The organism is Enterococcus sp. FR204 (assembly GCF_031143325.1).
Taxonomy (GTDB): Bacteria; Bacillota; Bacilli; order Lactobacillales; family Enterococcaceae; genus Enterococcus_B; species Enterococcus_B faecium.
The window spans coordinates 1-22471 of the sequence record NZ_JAKZIW010000028.1 but is presented as its reverse complement, the minus strand read 5'-3'; the positions used below and the strand labels follow the sequence as shown (position 1 = coordinate 22471).

Annotated in this window: 20 protein-coding genes, 1 pseudogene and 1 other annotated feature; of the genes and pseudogenes, 15 read left to right on the top strand and 6 right to left on the bottom strand. The window is 38.6% G+C overall.

Features of this window, described 5'->3' with window-relative positions:
• Nucleotides 1-62: 62 nt before the first annotated feature.
• Nucleotides 63-935: an L-serine ammonia-lyase, iron-sulfur-dependent, subunit alpha gene (sdaAA, locus tag RG571_RS07790; protein ID WP_002294584.1), complete on the bottom strand. Its 873-nt coding sequence runs from the start codon at nucleotides 933-935 to the stop codon at nucleotides 63-65.
• Between the two features lie 12 nt (nucleotides 936-947).
• On the bottom strand, nucleotides 948-1616 hold the full coding sequence (gene sdaAB, locus RG571_RS07785) for an L-serine ammonia-lyase, iron-sulfur-dependent subunit beta (RefSeq protein WP_002319573.1): 669 nt from the start codon (nucleotides 1614-1616) through the stop codon (nucleotides 948-950).
• 342 nt (nucleotides 1617-1958) lie between these two features.
• Here sdaAB and rplK point away from each other — a divergent pair, with 342 nt between their 5' ends.
• From rplK to RG571_RS07755, 6 genes are all read left to right on the top strand, one after another.
• Entirely contained in the window at nucleotides 1959-2381 is a 423-nt protein-coding gene (gene rplK, locus RG571_RS07780) for a 50S ribosomal protein L11 (protein ID WP_002291638.1), read from the top strand.
• A gap of 103 nt (nucleotides 2382-2484) precedes the next feature.
• Complete coding sequence (rplA, locus tag RG571_RS07775) at nucleotides 2485-3174, top strand: 50S ribosomal protein L1 (protein ID WP_002294587.1); 690 nt, start codon at nucleotides 2485-2487, stop codon at nucleotides 3172-3174.
• A 78-nt stretch (nucleotides 3175-3252) separates the two neighbouring features.
• Nucleotides 3253-3380, top strand: a sequence feature (ribosomal protein L10 leader region).
• A gap of 120 nt (nucleotides 3381-3500) precedes the next feature.
• Nucleotides 3501-4004 carry a 50S ribosomal protein L10 gene (rplJ, locus tag RG571_RS07770; protein WP_002291634.1) on the top strand — a complete coding sequence of 168 codons (504 nt, stop codon included), beginning with the start codon at nucleotides 3501-3503 and terminating at the stop codon, nucleotides 4002-4004.
• 52 nt (nucleotides 4005-4056) lie between these two features.
• The gene (gene rplL / locus RG571_RS07765; RefSeq protein WP_002294588.1) at nucleotides 4057-4425 is read left to right on the top strand and encodes a 50S ribosomal protein L7/L12; all 369 of its coding nucleotides are present in this window, start codon (nucleotides 4057-4059) and stop codon (nucleotides 4423-4425) included.
• A 105-nt stretch (nucleotides 4426-4530) separates the two neighbouring features.
• Nucleotides 4531-5220 carry a TVP38/TMEM64 family protein gene (locus RG571_RS07760; protein ID WP_002319571.1) on the top strand — a complete coding sequence of 230 codons (690 nt, stop codon included), beginning with the start codon at nucleotides 4531-4533 and terminating at the stop codon, nucleotides 5218-5220.
• Nucleotides 5221-5301: 81 nt separating this feature from the next.
• Entirely contained in the window at nucleotides 5302-6504 is a 1203-nt protein-coding gene (locus tag RG571_RS07755) for an MFS transporter (protein WP_002339876.1), read from the top strand.
• A 190-nt stretch (nucleotides 6505-6694) separates the two neighbouring features.
• Here the strand turns inward: RG571_RS07755 and RG571_RS07750 are convergent, their stop codons facing one another.
• Nucleotides 6695-8227 (bottom strand): ABC-F family ATP-binding cassette domain-containing protein, encoded by a 1533-nt coding sequence (locus tag RG571_RS07750; RefSeq protein WP_002290558.1) that lies wholly within the window; start codon nucleotides 8225-8227, stop codon nucleotides 6695-6697.
• Nucleotides 8228-8460: 233 nt separating this feature from the next.
• On the opposite strand from RG571_RS07750, the gene nagB reads away from it, so the two are divergent.
• From nagB to RG571_RS07735, 3 genes and pseudogenes are all read left to right on the top strand, one after another.
• Nucleotides 8461-9162 (top strand): glucosamine-6-phosphate deaminase, encoded by a 702-nt coding sequence (nagB, locus tag RG571_RS07745; protein ID WP_002287787.1) that lies wholly within the window; start codon nucleotides 8461-8463, stop codon nucleotides 9160-9162.
• 254 nt (nucleotides 9163-9416) lie between these two features.
• Nucleotides 9417-10130: an MgtC/SapB family protein gene (locus RG571_RS07740; protein WP_002319006.1), complete on the top strand. Its 714-nt coding sequence runs from the start codon at nucleotides 9417-9419 to the stop codon at nucleotides 10128-10130.
• Nucleotides 10131-10439: 309 nt separating this feature from the next.
• Nucleotides 10440-11578: pseudogene (locus RG571_RS07735) on the top strand (AI-2E family transporter).
• A gap of 88 nt (nucleotides 11579-11666) precedes the next feature.
• Here RG571_RS07735 and nrdF read toward each other — a convergent pair.
• The 3 genes from nrdF to nrdH all read right to left on the bottom strand — a co-directional run bounded on the left by nrdF (nucleotide 11667) and on the right by nrdH (nucleotide 15224).
• On the bottom strand, nucleotides 11667-12632 hold the full coding sequence (gene nrdF / locus RG571_RS07730; RefSeq protein ID WP_002287792.1) for a class 1b ribonucleoside-diphosphate reductase subunit beta: 966 nt from the start codon (nucleotides 12630-12632) through the stop codon (nucleotides 11667-11669).
• Nucleotides 12633-12681: 49 nt separating this feature from the next.
• A complete protein-coding gene (gene nrdE / locus RG571_RS07725; protein ID WP_139903267.1) occupies nucleotides 12682-14841 on the bottom strand; it encodes a class 1b ribonucleoside-diphosphate reductase subunit alpha in 2160 nt (719 codons plus the stop codon).
• Nucleotides 14842-14999: 158 nt separating this feature from the next.
• On the bottom strand, nucleotides 15000-15224 hold the full coding sequence (gene nrdH / locus RG571_RS07720; RefSeq protein WP_002287795.1) for a glutaredoxin-like protein NrdH: 225 nt from the start codon (nucleotides 15222-15224) through the stop codon (nucleotides 15000-15002).
• A gap of 400 nt (nucleotides 15225-15624) precedes the next feature.
• Here nrdH and RG571_RS07715 point away from each other — a divergent pair, with 400 nt between their 5' ends.
• The 6 genes from RG571_RS07715 to RG571_RS07690 all read left to right on the top strand — a co-directional run bounded on the left by RG571_RS07715 (nucleotide 15625) and on the right by RG571_RS07690 (nucleotide 22201).
• Nucleotides 15625-16098, top strand: coding sequence for a ferrous iron transport protein A (locus RG571_RS07715; RefSeq protein WP_002319008.1), 474 nt, complete (start codon nucleotides 15625-15627; stop codon nucleotides 16096-16098).
• Nucleotides 16095-18227 carry a ferrous iron transport protein B gene (feoB, locus tag RG571_RS07710; RefSeq protein WP_002319009.1) on the top strand — a complete coding sequence of 711 codons (2133 nt, stop codon included), beginning with the start codon at nucleotides 16095-16097 and terminating at the stop codon, nucleotides 18225-18227. Before RG571_RS07715 ends, feoB begins: the two co-directional genes overlap by 4 nt.
• Before the next feature lies 1 nt (nucleotide 18228).
• Entirely contained in the window at nucleotides 18229-18363 is a 135-nt protein-coding gene (locus RG571_RS07705; protein WP_002339871.1) for a hypothetical protein, read from the top strand.
• Between the two features lie 93 nt (nucleotides 18364-18456).
• Nucleotides 18457-19101, top strand: a complete 645-nt coding sequence (locus RG571_RS07700) for a GntR family transcriptional regulator (protein WP_002287801.1) — start codon at nucleotides 18457-18459, stop codon at nucleotides 19099-19101.
• A 186-nt stretch (nucleotides 19102-19287) separates the two neighbouring features.
• Nucleotides 19288-20481 (top strand): glycine betaine/L-proline ABC transporter ATP-binding protein, encoded by a 1194-nt coding sequence (locus RG571_RS07695; protein ID WP_002287805.1) that lies wholly within the window; start codon nucleotides 19288-19290, stop codon nucleotides 20479-20481.
• Nucleotides 20474-22201 carry an ABC transporter permease/substrate binding protein gene (locus RG571_RS07690; RefSeq protein WP_002327274.1) on the top strand — a complete coding sequence of 576 codons (1728 nt, stop codon included), beginning with the start codon at nucleotides 20474-20476 and terminating at the stop codon, nucleotides 22199-22201. Before RG571_RS07695 ends, RG571_RS07690 begins: the two co-directional genes overlap by 8 nt.
• The last annotated feature ends 270 nt before the right edge of the window (nucleotides 22202-22471 follow it).

Genomic DNA, 22471 nt, shown 5'->3' with positions numbered 1-22471 from the left:
CTCTCTTCGTTTTTTGTTATGAAGATAACTAATCTCTTAATACTCGAAATTAAGGAGCTTTATCACGCCCTCTTATTTAAAATCTCTTCCGCAAGTCGTTTAGCAGTTGGCGTAACAGCTAAGCCACCTTCTGCTGTTTCTTTGAAAATCGACGGCATTTGACGTCCGACTTGGTACATTGCAGCAACGACTTCATCCGGCGGAATGACACTTTCGATACCCGCTAATGCCATATCAGCAGAGATAAAAGCTTGAGAAGAGCCTAAAGCATTACGTTTGACACACGGGACTTCAACTAAGCCTGCAACGGGATCGCAAATCAGTCCCATCATATTTTTCAATGTAATGGCTACTGCTTGTGCTGCTTGATGAGGAGTCCCATTTTTTGCACAAACCAAAGCTGCTGCTGCCATTGCACTTGCAGAACCAACTTCTGCTTGACATCCCCCTTCTGCACCACTGATAGAAGCGTTGTTTGCGATAACTAACCCGAAAGCGCCAGCGGTAAATAAGAATTCCAATTGCTGTTCATGTGTCAAATCAAGCCGATCTCGGACAGCCATCAGCACACCAGGAACAACACCCGCGCTTCCGGCAGTCGGTGTAGCACAAATCAACCCCATTTTTGCATTGACTTCATTAACAGCTACAGCATTGCGTACAGCTTTTAAGATTGTTTCTCCACTTAAAAAGTCTGCCTCATTTAAATAATCATCTAATTTTTTTGCATCACCACCGGTAATTCCTGTGACGGAGGTAACACCTTCTTTTCCCTCGTTGATTGATTGTTCCATTACTGAGAGGTTTTTTTCCATGATCTCGATGATGTGACTACGGGAACGGCCACTCATTTCCATTTCAACTGCAATCATCAATTCTGCTACACTTGGATAAGCTTTTGCTTGATCTACTAATTCTTCAATCGATAAAAACATTTTTTTAGCTCCTTAATCGAAATAATTTACGCTGTCGATATTTGGCAGCTGTTTGAGTCTTTTTACCGTTTCTTCAACTTGAGGATTATCTACTTCAATTATCATAATGGCATTTTCACCTTTTGATTCCCGTGTCACTGTCATAGTGCCGATATTCGTATTGGTCTCAGAAAGTATACTAGTCACTTTAGCAATCATACCTGGAACATCTTGGTGGACAACGATCAAGGTAGGAGTACCCATGCTTAAAGAAATTTTGAATCCATTCAATTCAGAAATCTGGATATTGCCACCGCCGATCGAAATGCCGGTGACTGAAAGCTTTCGTGTTCCTTTTTTTAGAAGCATCTTTACAGAGTTTGGATGTTCGGCTTTTTCACTCTTAGGAACAAACAAGACTTCCATACCGGCTTCATATGCCAATTTCAAAGAATCAGCTAAACGTTCATCATCGGGTTCCATCCCTAACAGACCGCCAACTAATGCAATATCTGTTCCGTGCCCCCGATAGGTTTTTGCAAATGATTCATATAGATAAATATCTACAGAATCAGGTTGTTCGCCAAATATACTACGTATGATTTTCCCGATTCTAGCAGCTCCGGCAGTGTGAGAGCTACTTGGACCAATCATCACAGGTCCAATAATATCAAAGACACTTCTATACCTTAAATCTTTCATTTTCTCCACCTCATTTTGTTATGTAGGAATCTTTGTACAAGGGTCTAAAAAAACGTGTTATTGTTTGCTTTCATCTGTTGAACCATGCTAGCGCAAGTGTAACATAAAAGAAGAAATGGGAACGAAAAATTGTTGTTTTTTTAGAATAAATTTAGCGTTTATTCAAGCAAAATGTAAAAATAGAAGAAAAAAATCTTGAAAAAACAAATAAATTTGCTATACTGTACCAGTGTGCATTGTTTTGCACATTATTTGTCTGGATTTTTTCAGATCAGATAAAACGTGGGAGGAGAAATATGCATCTCCAATTAACCACATCACGGACTTAAGGAGGTATGTCTCGTGGCAAAGAAAGTAGAAAAAATCGTTAAATTGCAAATTCCTGCAGGTAAAGCAACTCCAGCTCCACCAGTAGGTCCTGCACTAGGTCAAGCGGGTATCAATATCATGGGATTCACAAAAGAATTCAACGCTCGTACAGCTGATCAAGCAGGTTTGATCATTCCGGTTGTTATTTCTGTATACGAAGACCGTTCATTCACATTCGTTACAAAAACACCGCCAGCTGCTGTTCTATTGAAAAAAGCAGCTAAAATTGAAAAAGGTTCAGGCGAACCAAACAAAAATAAAGTTGCGAAAGTTTCTAGCGATCAAGTAAGAGAAATCGCTGAATTAAAAATGGAAGACCTAAACGCAGCTAACGTTGAAGCAGCAATGCGCATGGTTGAAGGAACTGCACGAAGCATGGGGATCACTGTAGAATAATCTCTACACCCTAAGACAGCAGCTTCTCAGTTGGCTCTATATTGAAAGATATAGAACACGTGGGAGGTACAACCGTTATAACCACAATCAAGGAGGAACCAAAATGGCTAAAAAGAGCAAAAAAATGCAAGATGCATTAAAAAAAGTTGATTCAAGTAAAGTTTATCCTGTTGCCGAAGCAGTAGCTTTAGCAAAAGAAACAAACATTGCAAAATTTGATGCAACAGTTGAAGTTGCATACCGTTTGAACGTAGACCCTAAAAAAGCAGACCAACAAATCCGTGGTGCTGTTGTATTACCAAACGGAACTGGTAAAACACAAACTGTTTTAGTTTTTGCTAAAGGAGACAAAGCAAAAGAAGCTGAAGCAGCTGGTGCAGATTTCGTAGGTGACGACGACATGGTTCAAAAAATCCAAAACGGATGGTTTGACTTTGATGTAGTTGTTGCAACACCTGATATGATGGCTACTGTAGGTCGTCTAGGACGAGTATTAGGACCAAAAGGCTTAATGCCAAACCCTAAAACTGGTACAGTTACAATGGACGTAACAAAAGCAGTAAACGAAGTGAAAGCTGGTAAAGTAACTTACCGCGTGGACAAAGCTGGAAATATCCATGTACCAATCGGAAAAGTTTCATTTGACGATGAAAAATTAGTTGAAAACTTTGCAGCAATCCATGATGTATTGCTAAAAGCTAAACCATCAGCAGCTAAAGGTCAATACATGAAAAATGTAACGATCACAACAACATTTGGACCTGGTATCCATGTTGACCAAGCTTCTTTCTAATTAAATATTAGAATGTTGATTGATCCAACTGAAAAATAATTCTTGACTCAACTAGTTTAGCATGCTAAGCTAGTTGAGGTTAATAATTAACTTGTACCGAAGACAGTAGGTGGCATCAAGCCTTAATTTCCTACCGAGGACGTTTATTGAATATATTCAATAGTCCCTCTATGTCTGCGGTGGCATAGAGTTTTTTATTGTGAATCACTATGAACGAAGTGAATAGATGATGAACAATACTGGTTGAGCAAAGTAACTATAAAAGTGATTTGCCTTTTCAGTGCAAAAAAACTCTTCCATCAAAATTCAGGAGGTGAAACTCAAAAATGAGTGAAGCAATTATCGCAAAAAAAGCAGCAATCGTTGATGAAGTAAGCGAAAAATTTACAGCAGCTGCATCAGTAGTAGTCGTTGACTACCGCGGATTAACAGTTGATGAAGTAACACGTTTACGTAAACAACTTCGTGATGCTAACGTAGAAATGAAAGTTATCAAAAATTCTATTCTTTCACGTGCAGCTAAAAAAGCTGGCCTTGAAGGCATGGACGAAGTATTCACTGGACCTACAGCTGTTGCATTCAGTAACGAAGATGTAGTCGCACCAGCGAAAATCATGGACGAATTTGCTAAAGAAGCAAAAGCATTAGAAATCAAAGGCGGTATCATCGAAGGTAAAGTCTCTTCATTGGAAGAAATCACAGCATTGGCAAAATTGCCAAATCGCGAAGGACTTCTATCTATGTTGCTATCTGTACTACAAGCGCCAGTCCGCAACGTGGCTTACGCTGTCAAAGCAGTGGCAGACAAAGAAGATGGAGATGCAGCTTAATTGCCGCATAAAGCATTAAATAAAAAAGAACAATTAAACGGAGGAAATTATAATGGCATTGAACATTGAAAACATCGTTGCTGAGTTAAAAGAAGCAACTATCCTAGAACTTAACGACCTAGTTAAAGCTATTGAAGAAGAATTTGGCGTATCTGCTGCTGCTCCTGTAGCTGTAGCTGCTGCTGGTGGCGCTGCTGCTGCTGAAGAACAAACAGAATTCACTGTAGAATTAACTGCAGCTGGAGACCAAAAAGTTAAAGTTATCAAAGCAGTTCGTGAAGCAACTGGTTTAGGCTTGAAAGAAGCTAAAGCTGTAGTTGATGGCGCTCCTGCACCAGTTAAAGAAGGCGTATCTAAAGAAGAAGCTGAAGAATTGAAAGCTAAACTTGAAGAAGTTGGCGCATCTGTAACTGTTAAATAATTTTTACTATTTAAAAGCACTGAGATCCTATGTTGGATTTCGGTGCTTTTTTGTTTTTATGTTAAACTATTATTTAATGAATATAGATTTTTTTCAGGAGGAAATATGAAAAAGAAAATAATCCGATTGATGTTGATCACGTTGGGAATCATTCTGATACTGGTAGTGGGCTATCGGTTGTATTTAGAATATCAGACAGACATCCAATTATTTTTAAATCCGAGAGCGAGTAAGGCAGAGCTACTCGCACATATTCGTTCGCATGGGACTTTTGCATCGATACTCTTGATCGTATTGACAGCGGTGATGTGTGCTGTTCCAGGTATTCCTACTTCAGTAGTTGGAGTCATCGCTGGTTTGAGCTTTGGTCCGTTTATTGGGGCAGGTATCAATGTTTTAGGGAATGCTTTGGGCAATATCTCCGCTGTGTTTTTGATGCACCGATTGAAATTTTTAGATAAGAAAACCGAAACGAATCATTGGGTGCAATCCATTCGGCAAATGAAACATCCAAAAATAGGCGTAATGTTAGGTTACATGATACCGGTGATCCCATCTTCTATGGTCAATTTTGCTGCAGATGCGATGAAATTGCCTCTTCAGCAAATCGTAATGTCGATCGTGATTGGAGTCATCCCTTCATCTGTGTTGTATGCGTGTGGGGGAGAAGCTCTGTTTCACGGATATAACAAAACTGCAGTCACGTTGGTTGCAAGTGTTACTGTGCTAGTAGGGTTAGTTGTCTTCATTTATAAAGATCGCAAGAAAAAACAAGGAAAACAAAGACAAAAATAATAAGTGTGGCGAATAGTTGTATTTTTCTATTTCCAATCTTTTCCATAAGTTGTAAACTAAGATAGGAAATGGGGGAAATCAATGAAGAGTAATGAAAAAACACCTTTAACAACGTCGCTTATTTTATTATTATCAATCACTTGCGGCGTTGTTGTTGCCAATATGTATTATATCCAGCCGATTGGAACGAAAGTAGCAGCAAGCTTATCTGTTAGCACAAGTGCAGTCGGGATATTGACGATGTTGACCCAATTAGGCTATGCGTTAGGGTTACTGTTTTTAGTTCCTTTAGGGGACGTGGTGGATCGTCCAAAATTGATCATTCGAATGGCAGCGTTATCTGCCGTCTCTCTGTTGGCCGCTTTTTTTGCGCCTTCGTTTACGTTATTTGCATGCGCTTCTTTCTTGATTGGGTTACTTTCGATCGTACCACAGATCATCATTCCTTACGGTGCGGTATTAGCGGGACCAAAAGCAAGAGGGAAGGTCATGAGTACATTGCTTAGCGGTTTACTCGTGGGGATTTTGCTTTCTCGCACGGTGTCTGGCATTGTTGCAAGTCTTTTTTCTTGGCGGATGATCTATTTATTTGCTTTATGTGCAGTCGGAATTCTTACACTTCTGCTTTACTGGAAAATGCCGCGTTCTGTCCAGCAAAGTAGTACAGCTGTTTCATACCTTGATTCACTTAAAAGTTTGCCGCATTTAGTTGCTTCTCAACGTCTATTAAGAGAAGCGGCAGTCAGTGGATTTTTCATGTTTGGAACATTTTCGATCTTTTGGTCTACGTTGATTTTTTATATCAGCAGTCCCGCCTACAATTGGGGAACATTCGAAGCAGGGATATTAGCTATTTTTGGTTTGTCTGGAGCAGTTGCTGCACCTATCGTGGGACGACTGGCAGATTCTTATTCTGAAAGAAAAATCGTGTATATGGGACTTGTTATGCAAACAATAAGCTTTATTGCTTTATTGGTTGGCGGAAGCCATTTGGCCATTTTGCTTTTAGCTATTATTTTATTAGACGTCGGGAATCAATTTGGTCAAGTCGCCAATCAAACACGAGTACAAGGGCTAGGTGAAGCAGCAAGCAACCGAAATAATACTGTATTTATGTTTATGTACTTTATTGGAGGTGCGGCTGGTTCATTGCTAGGGACGACAATGTGGCAGCAGTATGGCTGGTTAGGTGTAACGGTTAGCGGGCTTGTTTTTCAAGGATGTGCGTTCTTCTTTCAAACAGTTGTTTTTAAAGGAAAGAGAAATCTCGAAAATAAAAAATAGACGAAAAGAGGTTGTGAAAAGCTGTTCTGCGTCAAGTAATAAGAATAGCCAAATAAAAATAGCTCCTCATATTTTGCCGTTTTTTGAGCTAATACCGAAGGTCAGCTAATTGGACACCATTTATTCAGAAGAAGGAGTTGTGACAAAACTTTTGTCACAGCTCCTTTTTTTCAACTATTCAATCAAACGTTTATTTTGGTTCAATCTCAATGACTCGTTGCACAAGATCTTGATAAAATTCTTGTTCATGAGAGACGATGATTACTGTTCCTGGAAATTTCTGTATCCCGTCTTGTAAGCTTTCTTTCGTTTCTTGATCGATATGGTTCGTCGGTTCATCGAGAATCAGTAAATTGCCTTGGTTCATTGTCAACTGTGCAAGTTTCACCTTAGTTTGTTCCCCACCACTTAATGTAGTGAGAGGTTCACTTGCTAATTGATTAACTAACCCTGCTTTAGCTAGTTGGCGACGTAATTCTTTGATAGTCGCTTTTGGAAATTGACTGCTTAAATATTGTAGTGGTGTTTCTAATGGATTTTCCCAGTACAGATCTTGTGAAAAGTAATTGATTTTTGTGTTATCTGGGAAGTGGAAATCGCCACTTATTTTTTCAATCTCACCGATCAGTGTTTTTAATAAAGTAGATTTTCCAATCCCGTTGAAGCCTCGAATGGCAATATTTTCACCAAAGCGGATGGTCAAATTGATGGGTGCAAGTAGCGGTCGATCATATCCGATGACTAAATCAGTTGTTTCCACTGCTAATGTCGTGACAATAGGCGAGAATGGAAAATCAAAGACAGCTTTACTTGCTGAAGCTGGAGGCGTCAGCCGTTCGATTTTATCTAATTGTTTTTGTCGGCTTTTTGCCATCGTTGATCGGGAACCGGCTTTGTATTTTCGAATATAAGCTTCGGTCTTTTCGATTTGTTTTTGTTGAGCATGATATTGGCGCAAATAGCTTTCGCGATTTTGTTCCTTTTGTTTCAATGCTTGTTTTAGATGGCCAGTATACTTAGTAATCTTTCCAAACTCGATGTCTGCGATATGGGTGGTGATCTGATCAAGAAATTCTTGGTCATGGGAAATCACGATATACGCACCGTCAAAATCCTGAAGAAACTGCGTCAGCCATTGGATATGCTGATCATCTAAGTGATTGGTTGGTTCATCTAAGATCAGAACATCTGGGTTTTCTAAAAGTAGTTTTGCTAAAATCACCTTTGAACGTTGTCCACCACTTAGATTTTTCAACAGTGAATCTAAACCTAAGACATCGATCCCCAACCCGCTGCTCATCTCAGCAACTAAGGTGTCGATTTGATAAAACACTCCTTGGTCTAATTCCGTTTGGAGTTTCCCAGCTTTTTCCAGCAAGGAATCATCGAAGGTCTCGCTATATGTTTGGTAAAGAAAAGCAATTTTTTCTTCCTTTTCGTATTCTTTTGCGTACGCAGTTTTTAGAAATTCTTCGATTGTTAATGTTTCATCGACTTCCACATATTGATCGAGGTAACCTTTGTGAATATTTTTTTGCCAATGGATCTGTCCGTCATCTGGTAAGATCTCACCAGTGATGATTTTAATCAATGTACTTTTACCGGCTCCGTTTTGTCCAATCAGCCCAAGATGTTCGCCAGCATTTAATTGCAGATCGACACCTTCATAGAGGATTTTGTCGCCAAATTGCTGGGTAATGTTGTTTAATGTCAGTATACTCATAATAACTCCTTTTTCATAAAAAAACTGCAGACATAAAGCGTCCACAGTGAATCACTTGCTTGGTTTTCATGCAACATGGATTGTTTGATTGAACCATCTTATGAAACCTAACACGGATTCCTATTTATTGTCAAGAAAATGAAAAAAATGCACTTTGGTCTATACTAATTATTGTAAAAAGAAAAAAAGAATGCTATAATTGGGCTATACCAAAATACAAAGGAGCAATCACTATGGAAATCATTCGTGTAAAAAACGCTGAAGAAGGCGGAAAAAAAGCATTTGAAATCATCAAAGAAGGTATGAACAAAGGTGCAAAAGTATTAGGATTGGCAACAGGAAGCACACCAGTTACTTTATATAAAGAAATGACTTCAAGCGATTTGGATTTCAGTGAAATGACTTCTGTAAACTTAGATGAGTACGTTGGACTAGGCGGTTCAGATGAACAAAGCTACCGTCATTTCATGGATGTCCAATTATTTGATAAAAAACCATTCAAAGAAACGTTTGTACCAGATGGAAAAGCAGAAGATCTGGAAGCAGCATGCAAAAAGTATGATCAAATCATCGATGCACATCCAATCGATATCCAAATCTTAGGAATCGGGCAAAATGGACATATCGGTTTCAATGAACCTGGTGCTTCATTTGACGGAACGACTTCAGTAGTTGACTTAACAGAATCAACAATCAATGCAAACAAACGATTCTTCGATAAAGCAGAAGATGTACCAACAAAAGCTGTTTCAATGGGAATCGGTTCAATTATGAAAAGTAAAGAAATCGTCTTGATGGCATTTGGCGAAAGCAAAGCTGATGCAATCAAAGGGATGATTGAAGGACCTGTAACGAATCATTTACCAGCAAGTGTATTGCAAAACCACGACAATGTTGTTGTGATCATCGATGAAGAAGCAGCAAGTAAGTTGTAATTTTCAATAGTAGGCTAAAGAGGTTGTAAAATCAGCGTTTTGACCTGAGTATTAGAGAAGACTAAGGAAAAATAGCTCCCCATATTTTGCCGTTTGTTGAGCTAATACCGAGGGTCAGCTGATTGAACACCGTTTATTCATAAAAAGGACTATGACAAAAATTTTGTCACAGTCCTTTTTTCGTAAAAGGTAAAAATTGCACTTTTTTTGTCTGCTCCTTTCAGACATGATATATTGGACTGGAGGGTGTTTAGATGAATGATATGGTATTGACAATTCCAGAGATTATTTTACGTTTAGGGATCGCTATGCTATTTGGCGGAGCAATCGGTTTTGAACGACAATATAAAAATCGTCCAGCAGGTATGCGTACGCATATTTTAGTTTGTATGGGTGCATGTATCATTGCATTGATCCAAGTCGAGATCGCTAGTGGAGCATTAAGAGATGCTTTAGAGTATCCACAGCTTGCTGGAACGATTCGTTCAGATGAAGCAAGGCTGATTGCTCAAGTGGTGAGTGGTGTCGGTTTCTTAGGCGCGGGAACGATCATCGTCACGAAACAATCGGTGACGGGACTTACGACTGCCGCTTCTTTATGGGCTATTGCTGGATTAGGGATCGCCATCGGCATGGGTTACTATTCCATTGCGATCATCAGTTTTATCGGGATTGCTATTGCACTCACAGTAGTGAAACGCGTGATCCATGTACCTACGACTAAAAAGTTAGAAATCCAATTTATCCATAGAAAAGAAACCAAAGATTTTCTTACCGATTATTTTGAAGAGAAAAATATCGTAATCGAAGATGTGAATTTTGACGTAAAATTCGTTGATGACTACCGAGTGTACAAAAATATCTATACGATTGATCTTCCAAAAGGGCTCACTTATGCCGATGTGATCGAGGAGTTGTCCGTACACAAAAATATCACAAAATTGCATTTAGTCAGTATTACGCAATAAATGATCTGAGGTTGTAAAATAGATGTCCTACATCAAGTAATAAGCCCAGCCAAATAAAAATAGTTCCTTATATTTTTCGTTTGGCTGGGCTTATTACGAAGATGCAAGCTTTTGAACACCGTTTATTTGGAAAAAGGGACTGCAGTATAATTTTTGTCACTACTCCAAACCGTGTTTTTGTTTAAGTACTCGTCTACTCATTAAAATATGTTTATTTTTTTTTGTTTTTTTTAAGCAAATGAAAATCTCAGCGCGTAACTCTTTGTTAAATGATAGAATAGAAGTATCAAAGGACCTTGGAGGAGATGTATGCAATCACGTTTTAAACAATCAAAATTATTTTTCTGGACAGTGGAGCTAGTACTCACGATCATCGGCGTGTACTTTATTTTACAAATGCCGAATATTTTTAGTCCAATATTGAAAATGCTTTCGGCTATTTTTTACCATTGCTTGTTGCTGGTTTTATCTATTATATGTTCGATCCAATCGTTGTTTTTCTCGAAAAGCATCGGATCCCGAGAGTGTTCGGTTTTTTATTGACGTTTTTGGTCGTAATCATTTTAGTTGTTTTAACTGTCATGAATGTAGTGCCTCAGTTAATGGAACAGACAATTCAATTGACCCAGAGCTTGCCAACGTATGCAGATGAAACAAGCAAATGGTTAAATGAATTGGCGCAGCGGGAAGAGTTTAAAAATTTCAATTTGGAAGAACAATTAGCATCAGCAAATTTATCTCTTAGTAATTTGTTCAATATCATATTAGTCAGTTTATCTGCAAGTGTCTCAAAAATCATTTCATTTATGATGCAATTTTTTATTTTGTTATTTACCGTTCCATTTATTTTGCTATTTATGTTCAAGGATGGGCACAAATTTATTGATGCGTTGTCTCACTTCTTTCCGAAAGCGATTCGTAAAGAGTTACGCCAAACGGTAAAAGAATTAAACGAAACATTATCTGCCTATATCAGCAGTACGATCTTAGATGCTTTGATTATTGGTGTAATGAGCTTTTTGGCAATGAGAATATTCGATCAGCCTTATAGCTTGTTGCTTGCGGTCATTTGCGGAATCACGAATATTATCCCGTATGTCGGCCCTTTTATTGGAGCGGTACCAGCAATCATTGTCGGTTTGTTTATCTCTCCATTTCAAGCTTTGTATATGGCGTTGTCGATTTTAGTGATCCAACAATTAGATGGAAATTTGATCAAGCCGTTGTTATTTGGGAAATCAATGAATATCCATCCTTTGACGATCATCTTGGTATTGATTGGAGCAGGAAGTGTCGCAGGAATATTAGGCATGCTGATTTGCATACCTGTCTATGCAGTGATTAAGACGATAATATTAAATATCCGGAAAATCTATTTATTGAGAAGAATGGAACATGTTTCGGAAAAGTTAGACAGTCCAAAAGTGCTGGAAGAAACAAGTGAATAAGCATAAAAAAGAGTTCAGTGTACATTTAAAATATCTGTACGCTAAACTCTTTTTATTTTTCGAAAAATTTTTGAATTAAAATAAATCCTTACTCCAATCCAATCAAATAATCGTCGTCTTTCATCGCTTCTACATGACCTAACAAATAGCCGTTTCCGACTTGTGAGAAGAAGTCATGGTTGCTTGTGCCTGTTGAAATCCCGTTCATTACGATTGGGTTGACATCATTGGCAGTATCTGGAAAGAGTGGATCCATCCCTAAGTTCATCAATGCTTTGTTGGCATTATAGCGTAGGAATGTCTTGACTTCTTCTGTCCAGCCGATTGGATCGTATAATTCTTCTGTATAACGTTCTTCGTTTTCGTAAAGCTCATAAAGAAGATTGTACATCCAGTCTTTTAACGTTTCTTGTTCTGCTTCAGGTAACTCGTTGAATCCTAATTGGAATTTGTAACCGATGTAGGTTCCATGTACAGATTCATCTCGGATGATTAGTTTGATGATCTCTGCTACGTTAGCCAATTTGTTGTTTCCTAAATAATAAAGAGGAGTATAAAAACCTGAATAGAACAAGAATGTTTCTAAAAAGACGCTGGCAATTTTCTTTTCTAGCGGTGTACCGTGTTTGTAGATTTCATTGATACGCTCAGCTTTTTTTTGCAGATAAGGATTCGTATTTGTCCAGTCAAAAATTTCTTCGATTTCTTTTTTCGTATTCAGTGTACTAAAAATAGAAGAATAACTTTTGGCATGAACGGATTCCATGAATTGAATATTGTTCAAAACGGCTTCTTCATGGGGAGTGCGGACATCTTTACGCAACTGATCCATGCCACTTTCAGATTGGACAGTATCTAGCAGTGTCAAACCGCCAAATACATGTCCTACTGTATCTTTTTCCAATTGAGACAATGTACGCCAATCATCTAGGTCATTTGAAAGTGGGATACGTGTATCTAGCCAAAATTGCTCTGTCAGCTTCTCCCAAGTGGATTTATCAATGATATCTTCAATTTCATTCCAGTTTATTGCTTCATAATATGTTTCTGACATGAGAATGCTCCTTTAATTAAAATATGAATAAGCGAATCTATCTATGATATTAGATCACGCAGCTTTCACATTGATTGCTTCCGATTTCTTCTGCATCATCAGTAAAGGTACGTACGTAATAAATGGATTTGATTCCTTTATGGAAAGCGTAATGTCTTAAAATATTCAAATCACGTGTCGTTTGCTTCGTTGTTGTCTTCCATTCATAAATGCCTTCTGGGATTTCAGAACGCATGAATAAAGTCAAACTCATGCCTTGATCGACGTGTTGTTGTGCCGTTGCATAAACATCGATTACTTTACGCATGTCCATATCATAAGCAGAAGTGTAATACGGAATCGTCTCATTGGATAGATAAGGCGCTGGGTAATAAATTTTACCGATTTTCTTCTCTTGGCGTTCTTCGATCATGCGAGTGATAGGATGAATACTTGCACTCGTATCGTTGATATATGAAATTGAGCCATTTGGTGCTACTGCCAAGCGATTTTGATGATACAGTCCATCTTTCATTACTGCTTGTTTCAAAGCATTCCAATCTTCAGCAGTTGGGATAAAAATGCCTTCAAACAATGATTTGACTTTTTCTGATTTTGGCTGGAATTCTCCAGTTACGTATTTTTCGAAATAAGTGCCGTCAGCATAAGCTGATTTTTCAAAATTATGGAAAACTTGTTTTCTTTCACGAGCGATATTGTTGCTTTCAACAAGTGTCCAATAATTCAACAGCATGAAGTAAATATTTGTAAAGTCTAATGAATCCTCTGAGCCATATTCCATTTGTTCTTTTGCAAGATAAGTGTGTAAGCCCATGGCACCTAATCCAATCGTATGATTCAGCTTATTTCCGTTTTGGATCGGTGGTACGACATCGATATCAGATGCATCTGTAATAAATGTCAATGCACGAGTCATCGTACGCACAGATTGACCAAAGTTAGGGCTTTGCATCAAATTCACGATATTTGTCGAGCCTAAGTTACATGAGATATCTGTTCCTAATACTTCATATTCCTGTTTGCCGTTAATCACAGAAGGCGTTTGAACTTGTAAAATCTCTGAACATAAATTACTCATGATGATCTTGCCATCGATTGGATTCTCGCGGTTCGCTGTATCAATATTGATTACGTAAGGATAGCCAGATTCTTGTTGTAATTTTGAGATTTCATTTTCAAGATCACGCGCTTTGATTTTTTGTTTGCGAATGTTTGGATTTGCAACTAGATGATCATACTCAGCTGTAATATCTACATAAGAGAATGGGACACCATATTCTTTTTCGACACTATATGGACTAAATAAATACATATCTTCGTTTTTACGTGTCAATTCATAAAATTTATCAGGTACGATCACGCCAAGAGAAAGAGTTTTTACGCGAATCTTTTCATCTGCATTTTCTTTTTTTGCTGAAAGGAAAGCAATAATGTCTGGATGGAAAACGTTCAAATAAACCACGCCAGCTCCTTGACGCTGACCTAATTGATTAGAATAGCTGAAACTATCTTCGAATAATTTCATGACTGGAACGACACCACTTGCAGCACCCTCATATCCTTTGATAGGAGCGCCGGCTTCACGAAGATTTGATAAAGTAATCCCTACGCCGCCACCAATACGGGACAATTGCAAAGCAGAGTTGATTGAGCGCCCGATAGAGTTCATATCGTCAGTGACTTGAGTCAAGAAACAAGACACCAATTCGCCCCGACGTTTACGTCCAGCATTCAAGAAAGAAGGTGTAGCTGGCTGATATCGTTGATGGATCATTTCGTCTGCAAGAGCAAGTGCTAATTCTTCATCCCCGTTCGCAAAGTAAAGCGCATTGAAGGCTACTCGATCTTCATAAGTTTCCAGATAAGCGGAACCGTCGTTGGTTTTCAACGCATATTGAGAATAAAATTTGTAAGCAGCCATAAAAGATTTGAAAGAAAAATGTTGCTCGTCCAAAAATTGATATAGCTTTTCAATAAATGATGGTGAATACAATTGAATGAATTCTGCTTCTATATATTCTTGATCGATCAAGTAATTGATTTTTTCCATAATAGATGGAAAAGTCATCGTATTTGGTTTGACATTTTCCTCAAAAAAGGCAACTAAAGCTTCTTTATCCTTATTCAAAGGGATTTGACCATTGACTGGCCGATTGATTTCATTATTCAGCTTGAAATAACTGACATCTTGTAAATTTTTAAGACTCATACGTACGCCCAACCTTCATTTCGTATTTGATGATGCTTGATTGCAAATCATTGCATTGTTTTTAAGCTTTAAAAAAGGATTTGGAAGTTTGCGACAAAAACTGGTGCTGTCTCAAGCCCTTCAAATCCATGTATCACGTTTTGATTCTTTTAGTCATGTTAGCTGGCAAGTTTACGCAACTGATCAGGACGGAATCCGATAACTGTTTCTGCATCAGAGGTAATGACAGGAACACTTTGGAATCCTTGTGCTTTCAACCAGTCTACTGCTTCAGGCTGTTCATCGATATTGACTTCTTCAAAAGCAATTTGATTTTCTGTTAAAAACCGTTTGACCATCTTACATTGCATACAATTATTTTTAGAAAAGATTTTTACGTTCATGGTGAGTGCCTCCTCTAACACATTCTTATTATCTATAATAGATAGTATAAAACTCTTAGTAAAAAAGTCAAACAACAAACACTACATATTGTGTTGTGGAAACTGTGGAATACTAAGTTTTGTGTTTTTGAAAAAAGAGCTGAAAACAAGTATCGTGTGGGAAAATAGCAAATTTAATAGAGAAAAAATTGTGGAAAACTATGAAGAAATATTTTTTTCTCATTTTTATCTATCAATACTAAAGATTCGCTCATAATATCACAAGTATAATTGACATTCTCAATTACCGAGAGTATTCTATGTGAGAATGATTCTCATTTATTTGCGTAACACGTAAGAAAATTAGAACATATAATGAATGATTTTAATACATGATTTATTTCACAAGAGAGGAATCAATATGCAGACCTTAGCGCAGGCAAAGCAAAATTTCGTTTATCAAGTCGAACGAATCGAAACAGAAGAAAAAACAAAACGCCATTTGCAAAATATCGGGATCGTTGCCGGAAGTAAAATCGTCGTCGTCAATTTATCAGGCAACAATGCCATTTTACTGGTAAAAAGTCATCGAGTGGCAGTAAGTCGGGAAATACTAGGTCAAATCTTTGTCAATAAAAAGACTGCTTCCTCTGAAAGCTGGACTTCTCTTGATCAATTAAAAGCAGGAGATACTGGGATCGTCGTAGCAATCCACGGACAAGGCGCAGTGAAGCGACGGTTAATGGATATGGGATTGACGCGAAATGTAAAAATAGTTATCCGAAAACTAGCCCCTCTGGGAGATCCAATCGAACTGACAGTGCGAGGGTATGAACTGACGTTACGAAAGTCAGAGGCCGAACTAATCTTGATACAAAGGGAGGAAAAAGAATGAATATCGCGTTAGTCGGAAATCCAAACAGCGGGAAAACTAGCTTGTTCAATCTCTTGACTGGTTCGAATCAATATGTAGGGAATTGGCCGGGCGTAACAGTAGAAAAAAAAGAAGGATCGTTGAAAAAAAATCCGAACATTCATATTCAGGACCTACCCGGCATCTATTCTTTGTCTCCTTATACACCAGAAGAAGTGATTGCAAGAGATTATTTGGTTCAGGAACAGCCTGAACTGATCATCAACATTATTGATGCTACCAATTTAGAACGGAATCTTTATTTAACTACGCAGTTATTGGATTTAGACATTCCTATGATCATTGGTCTGAATATGATGGATGTCATCAAAAAAGAAGGAAAAAAAATCAATCTAGAAAAGCTTTCCTATGGTCTTGGTGTACCAGTTTTACCAATCAGCGTATTGAAAAAGCAAGGAATCGAAAAACTAATCGAAAAGATTCAGGAGTCTGCAAAAAAGCGGCCTTCTATTCCTGTTCCCTGTACATATGATCCACGTGTAGAAGCAGCTTTACATGAAATTGAAGATGTACTAGGAGAACAAAGCGGCAAGAAACGCTGGTATGCAATGAAATATTTTGAACGAGATCAGAAGGTAAGAGAGGATTACGAGATAGCAGTTTCTCAGCAAAAAGAGATCGAGCAACTGATCCAGTTAACAGAGAAACTATTGGACGACGATAGTGAGACGATTCTGGTCAATGAACGTTATGAATTTATTACCCAACTATGTACACTCTGTGTTGTGTCAAATGATTCTTTCCAATTATCGATGAGTGACAAAATCGATCAGATTGCAACGAATCGTTGGTTAGCCTTGCCGATCTTCGCATTTGTGATGTGGCTGATCTATTATCTGGCTATTCAAACAGTAGGAACAATGGGGACAGATTGGATCAATGACACATTGTTTGGTACATGGTTACCAGAACATGTTGGCAGATTGTTAGCTGAATGGCAAGTAGCGGGATGGATGCAGGAGCTGATCTTGAACGGCATCATCGCAGGCGTGGGAGCAGTGTTAGGATTTCTACCGCAATTGATTATATTGTTTTTATGCTTGAGCTTTCTGGAAGACTGCGGATATATGGCGAGGATCGCTTTTGTCATGGATCGACTTTTCAGGAAATTCGGTCTTTCAGGAAAATCCTTCATTCCTATGCTGATTGCTACAGGATGTGGAGTGCCAGGCGTCATGGCCAGTCGCACGATTGAAAACGAGCAAGATCGTCGTTTGACGATCATGGTCACAACCTTCATGCCTTGTTCTGCAAAGTTGCCGATTATTGCCTTAGTAGCAGGGGCCTTTTTTCCTCATCAATCTTGGGTAGCTCCTTCTGCCTATTTTCTTGGTATGACTGCAATTATTTTCTCTGGAATCAGCTTGAAAAAAACACGTTTGTTTGCTGGAGATACAGCTCCTTTTATCATGGAATTGCCCGCATATCATTTTCCTCAATGGTCAGCGGTCCTAAGACAAACCTATGACCGCAGCAAGTCTTTTGTTAAAAAAGCAGGAACGATTATCTTTGTTTCTAGTATCGTGATCTGGTTCAGCTCTTCTTATAATTTTTATGCTCAACCTGTTTCTGAAGACCAAAGTATCTTAGCCTTTTTCGGGCGAATCCTGGCAGTTGTTTTTCAGCCGCTTGGTTGGGGAAACTGGCAAGGAACAGTCGCAGCGATTACAGGATTGGTCGCTAAAGAAAATATTATTGGCACATTTGGTATTTTGTTTGGTCATGCGGAAGTATCCGAAAATGGCAGAGAAATCTGGCAAGTGCTACAACACACATATACTCCCGCAGCAGCTTATTCATTGTTAGCCTTCAATTTACTTTGTGCACCTTGTTTTGCGGCAATTGGGGCTATCCATCGGGAAATGAATGCCAAGAAATGGACTTGGATCGCCATAGGCTATCAATGCGGTTTAGCTTATTTAGTTAGTTTTGTGATTTATCAGTTGGGACACTTATTGGAGGGTGGACAGGTAGCGTTAGGGACGTATCTTGCTATTTTACTGATGATAGGACTCGTTTATGTTTTGTTCCGTCAGCCAAAATCCAAGAACCAGTTTTATACTATATTGTCATTAGAAGGAGAGGAATAGGATGGCGACATTTTTATTAAGTGTGTTAATCTTTGGAAGTGTAGGCGCCATTGTCTATACTCGTTTAAAATCCGGTAAGAATTGTGATGACTGTCAAACAGCTTGCCCAGTAAAAAAGGAACAGATCAAGCGATGATCAGTCGTTGCAAGAGGCTATTCTCCCCTTTTTTGCTTATTTTGCTAGAGCATAGTAAGATGAGGGAAAGTAAAAAAAGAAAGAGGAAAGAAAATGTCTGGAAAGAAAAAAATCGTCCGCCCGCGCTACCAGCAGATTGCTGTTGATTTAGCCGAACGTATCGTTGAAAACCGATATAAAGTGGGTGAGAAGATCCATGCCCGCTCAACACTTGCCAGTACGTACAATGCTTCTCCTGAGACTACCCGCAAGGCTATCAATGTGCTGGTAGATCTTGGAATCATGGAAGTACGGCATGGAAGTGGGGCATTTGTTGCTTCGAAGGAAAAAGCAAAAGATTTCCTATTGCAATATCAAGATGTACAATCCATCCAAGATACAAAAGCAGAAATCATGGCAAGTGTGGAGAAGCAACAAGATGAGCTGAATCATTTTTCTCAATTATTGGATCAGCTGGTCAATCAAACGAAGCGAATACATAAGATGAATCCTTTACTTCCGTTTGAATTATCTTTATCAGAAAAAGCAATGCATCTGGACCGTTCGATTAGCGAGTTGAATATCTGGCAGGCGACTGGCGCCACAGTTATCGCAATTTCTCATAATGAAGAACTGCTTGTTTCACCTGGCCCCTATGCTAAATTTACGGCAGGGGACATCGTTCATTTTATTGGAAATGAATATACGCTACAGCGTATGACAAACTTTTTTTACCCGGAGCATCAGCTTGCAGAATGATTGTGTGAAATATTAAAAAAATATTAACTTGGCTAAACCTTTTATTTACAAAGATTTAGCCAAGTTTTTTTCAGTTTGGACAAGCAAATTTCTTTCATTTTTGACAAAGTGACTACATGATGTTAACATAGTGTGGTCACTTTTTTCAGAAAGAAAAATGAATTTACATAAAAAAGGAGAATTTGTTTGGTAAAAGTAGAAGTAAAACATTTAACAAAGATATTTGGTAAAAAGACACAAGCCGCTTTAGATATGATGAATGATCACCAGCCGAAAACGGAGATTTTAAAGAAAACCGGTGCAACGGTTGGTGTGTATGACGTGAATTTTGACGTAAAAGAAGGAGAAATCTTCGTGATCATGGGGCTTTCCGGGAGTGGGAAATCCACATTGATCCGTCTATTGAATCGTCTGATTGAGCCAACTTCGGGCAGTATCTATATTGATGGAGAAGATGTATCGAAGTTAAGCAAAGAAGAATTGCGAGAAGTCCGTCGTCATAAAATCAATATGGTTTTCCAAAACTTCGGTCTGTTTCCACATCGAACGATCTTGGAAAATACAGAATACGGGTTAGAAGTCCGTGGTGTACCTAAAGAAGAACGACAAGAAAAAGCAGAAAAAGCATTAGAAAATTCTAGTTTGCTTTCATTTAAAGACCAATATCCTAGTCAGTTATCTGGTGGGATGCAACAACGGGTTGGCCTAGCCAGAGCTTTAGCAAATGATCCTGAGATCTTGCTGATGGACGAAGCGTTCTCGGCTCTTGATCCGCTGATCCGTCGAGAAATGCAAGACGAATTACTGGACCTGCAAGCCAATGTTCAAAAAACGATTATTTTCATTACCCATGATTTGAATGAAGCTTTACGGATTGGGGACAGAATCGCCTTGATGAAAGACGGCGAAATCATGCAGATCGGAACAGGTGAAGAAATATTGACCAATCCAGCAAATGATTATGTACGTGAATTTGTGGAAGAAGTCGATCGTTCCAAAGTGCTTACGGCTCAAAACATCATGGTACCTGCATTGACGACGAATATCGAATCTGATGGACCAAACGTTGCATTGACAAGGATGCGTAATGAAGAAGTCAGCATGCTGATGGCTGTTGACAGAAAGAGACACCTGAAAGGGATCATCACTGCAGATCAAGCGTTAGAAGCTAGGAAGCAAAAACGTCCATTGATCGACTTCCTAGATGAAAATGTGACGGTGATCGGGAAAGACATGGTGGTAAGTGATATTTTCAATATTATTTATGACTCACCGACTCCACTTGCAGTTGTAGAGGATGGAAAATTAAAAGGTGTCGTCATCCGAGGTAGTGTGATTGAAGCATTAGCAGAAACAAGCGAGGTGAGTGAACATGAATAATCTATTGAACTATCAATTACCAGTGGCAAACTGGGTAGAAAATATCACAGAATGGTTTACGACAACTTTTTCTGGCCTATTTTCATTTTTACAAACGATCGGACAGGCAGTGATGTCGGGGATTACAAATTTACTGTTAGTGATTCCAGCTCCTTTGTTTATCTTGTTATTGACGATAGCAGCTTTCTTTATTTCTAAGAAACGTCCAGGACTTACGTTGTTCACATTAATCGGTCTATGGTTTATTTATAACCAAGGTCTATGGAATGATTTGATGAATACTGTCACACTTGTTCTTTTATCTAGTGTGATCTCGATCATCATTGGGGTACCATTAGGGATCTTGATGGCAAAAAGCAGTAAAGCCCAAAGTATTATCAAACCGATCCTTGACTTTATGCAGACAATGCCAGGATTCGTTTATTTGATTCCAGCAGTTGCATTTTTCGGTATCGGGATGGTTCCAGGGGTATTTGCCTCAGTCATCTTTGCTTTGCCACCAACCGTTCGTTTTACGAATTTAGGGATTCGACAAGTTCCTAAAGAATTAGTAGAAGCTTCTGATTCATTCGGGAGCACAAGTCGTCAAAAACTATTCAAACTAGAATTGCCTTTAGCTAAAAGTACGATCATGGCAGGGATCAATCAAACAACAATGCTGTCACTTTCAATGGTCGTTATTGCCTCTATGATCGGTGCACCCGGCTTAGGACGCGGCGTATTATCAGCATTGCAAAGAGCACAAGTCGGGAATGGATTTGTCAACGGCGTTGCATTAGTTATCTTAGCAATCATCATTGACCGTTTTACACAGCATTTGAACCAGCCAAATAATAAAAAAGCTGCAGGAGCAGCAACACAGAAAAGTAAAAAACGTCAAGGATTGATCATTGGTGCTGTAGTAGTAGTGATCTTAGGTGCGATTGGTATAGGGAGTTTTTCATCTGCCAAAGAAACAAAACGTATCAACTTATCTTATGTTGAATGGGATACAGAAGTTGCTTCAACAAATGTAGTCGGTGAAGTATTGAAACAAATGGGCTATGATGTAACGATGACGCCATTAGATAATTCAATCATGTGGAAATCTGTTTCAAATGGCGAGTCAGATGCCATGGTTTCAGCTTGGCTACCTAAAACTCATGGTTCACAATATGCACAATATAAAGATCAAGTCGAAGACCTAGGTGCCAATTTGACAGGAGCAAAAGTTGGTTTAGCAGTGCCAGCCTACATGGATGTAAATTCGATCGATGAGTTAACCGATCAGGCAGGTAAGAAAATCATAGGAATCGAGCCAGGAGCTGGTGTAGTTACGGCTGCTGAAAACACGATCCAAAAATATGACAACTTGAAAGACTGGAAAGTAGAGACATCTTCTTCAGGAGCAATGACCGTTGCACTAGGTCAAGCGATCAAAAAACACGAACCAATTGTAGTTACAGGATGGACACCTCATTGGATGTTTGCCAAATATGATCTGAAATACTTAGAAGATCCTGAAAACGGAATGGGAAGCGAAGAGCAGATCCATACGATGGTTCGAAAAGGATTGAAAGAAGACCAGCCAGAAGCTTACAAAGTATTAGACAATTTCCATTGGTCAGAAAAAGATATGGAAAAAGTTATGTTGGAAATCAACAATGGAAAAGATCCACAGCAAGCAGCAAAAGACTGGATCAAAGAGAACCAAGAATTAGTCGAAAGCTGGAAAAAATAAAAAGACAGACACGAAATAAATGGAGCTTCCAAAATTGGATCAAATATCCAAATTTGGAAGCTCCATATTCGTCTCTCTCTTTTTTGTCTATAAAAGAAGAGAATGCGTAGCTCATCTTCGAAACGTCCAAAGACGCCGACAAACTATTATGAATTTATGGGTGCGAGTCAAAGAGATCGATCGTAGGTATGAAAGACTAATGTGATTAAAGTTTATTATGTACGAAGTGCATTCTCAAAAAATATTAAAGAATATACATAGTTTATATAC

Coding starts and splice junctions, on each gene's coding strand:
- sdaAA (WP_002294584.1), bottom strand. CDS start 935: ATGTTTTTATCGATTGAAGAATTAGTAGATCAAGCAAAAGCTTATCCA.
- sdaAB (WP_002319573.1), bottom strand. CDS start 1,616: ATGAAAGATTTAAGGTATAGAAGTGTCTTTGATATTATTGGACCTGTG.
- rplA (WP_002294587.1), top strand. CDS start 2,485: ATGGCTAAAAAGAGCAAAAAAATGCAAGATGCATTAAAAAAAGTTGAT.
- rplJ (WP_002291634.1), top strand. CDS start 3,501: ATGAGTGAAGCAATTATCGCAAAAAAAGCAGCAATCGTTGATGAAGTA.
- rplL (WP_002294588.1), top strand. CDS start 4,057: ATGGCATTGAACATTGAAAACATCGTTGCTGAGTTAAAAGAAGCAACT.
- RG571_RS07760 (WP_002319571.1), top strand. CDS start 4,531: ATGAAAAAGAAAATAATCCGATTGATGTTGATCACGTTGGGAATCATT.
- RG571_RS07755 (WP_002339876.1), top strand. CDS start 5,302: ATGAAGAGTAATGAAAAAACACCTTTAACAACGTCGCTTATTTTATTA.
- RG571_RS07750 (WP_002290558.1), bottom strand. CDS start 8,227: ATGAGTATACTGACATTAAACAACATTACCCAGCAATTTGGCGACAAA.
- nagB (WP_002287787.1), top strand. CDS start 8,461: ATGGAAATCATTCGTGTAAAAAACGCTGAAGAAGGCGGAAAAAAAGCA.
- RG571_RS07740 (WP_002319006.1), top strand. CDS start 9,417: ATGAATGATATGGTATTGACAATTCCAGAGATTATTTTACGTTTAGGG.
- nrdF (WP_002287792.1), bottom strand. CDS start 12,632: ATGTCAGAAACATATTATGAAGCAATAAACTGGAATGAAATTGAAGAT.
- nrdE (WP_139903267.1), bottom strand. CDS start 14,841: ATGAGTCTTAAAAATTTACAAGATGTCAGTTATTTCAAGCTGAATAAT.
- nrdH (WP_002287795.1), bottom strand. CDS start 15,224: ATGAACGTAAAAATCTTTTCTAAAAATAATTGTATGCAATGTAAGATG.
- RG571_RS07715 (WP_002319008.1), top strand. CDS start 15,625: ATGCAGACCTTAGCGCAGGCAAAGCAAAATTTCGTTTATCAAGTCGAA.
- feoB (WP_002319009.1), top strand. CDS start 16,095: ATGAATATCGCGTTAGTCGGAAATCCAAACAGCGGGAAAACTAGCTTG.
- RG571_RS07705 (WP_002339871.1), top strand. CDS start 18,229: ATGGCGACATTTTTATTAAGTGTGTTAATCTTTGGAAGTGTAGGCGCC.
- RG571_RS07700 (WP_002287801.1), top strand. CDS start 18,457: ATGTCTGGAAAGAAAAAAATCGTCCGCCCGCGCTACCAGCAGATTGCT.
- RG571_RS07690 (WP_002327274.1), top strand. CDS start 20,474: ATGAATAATCTATTGAACTATCAATTACCAGTGGCAAACTGGGTAGAA.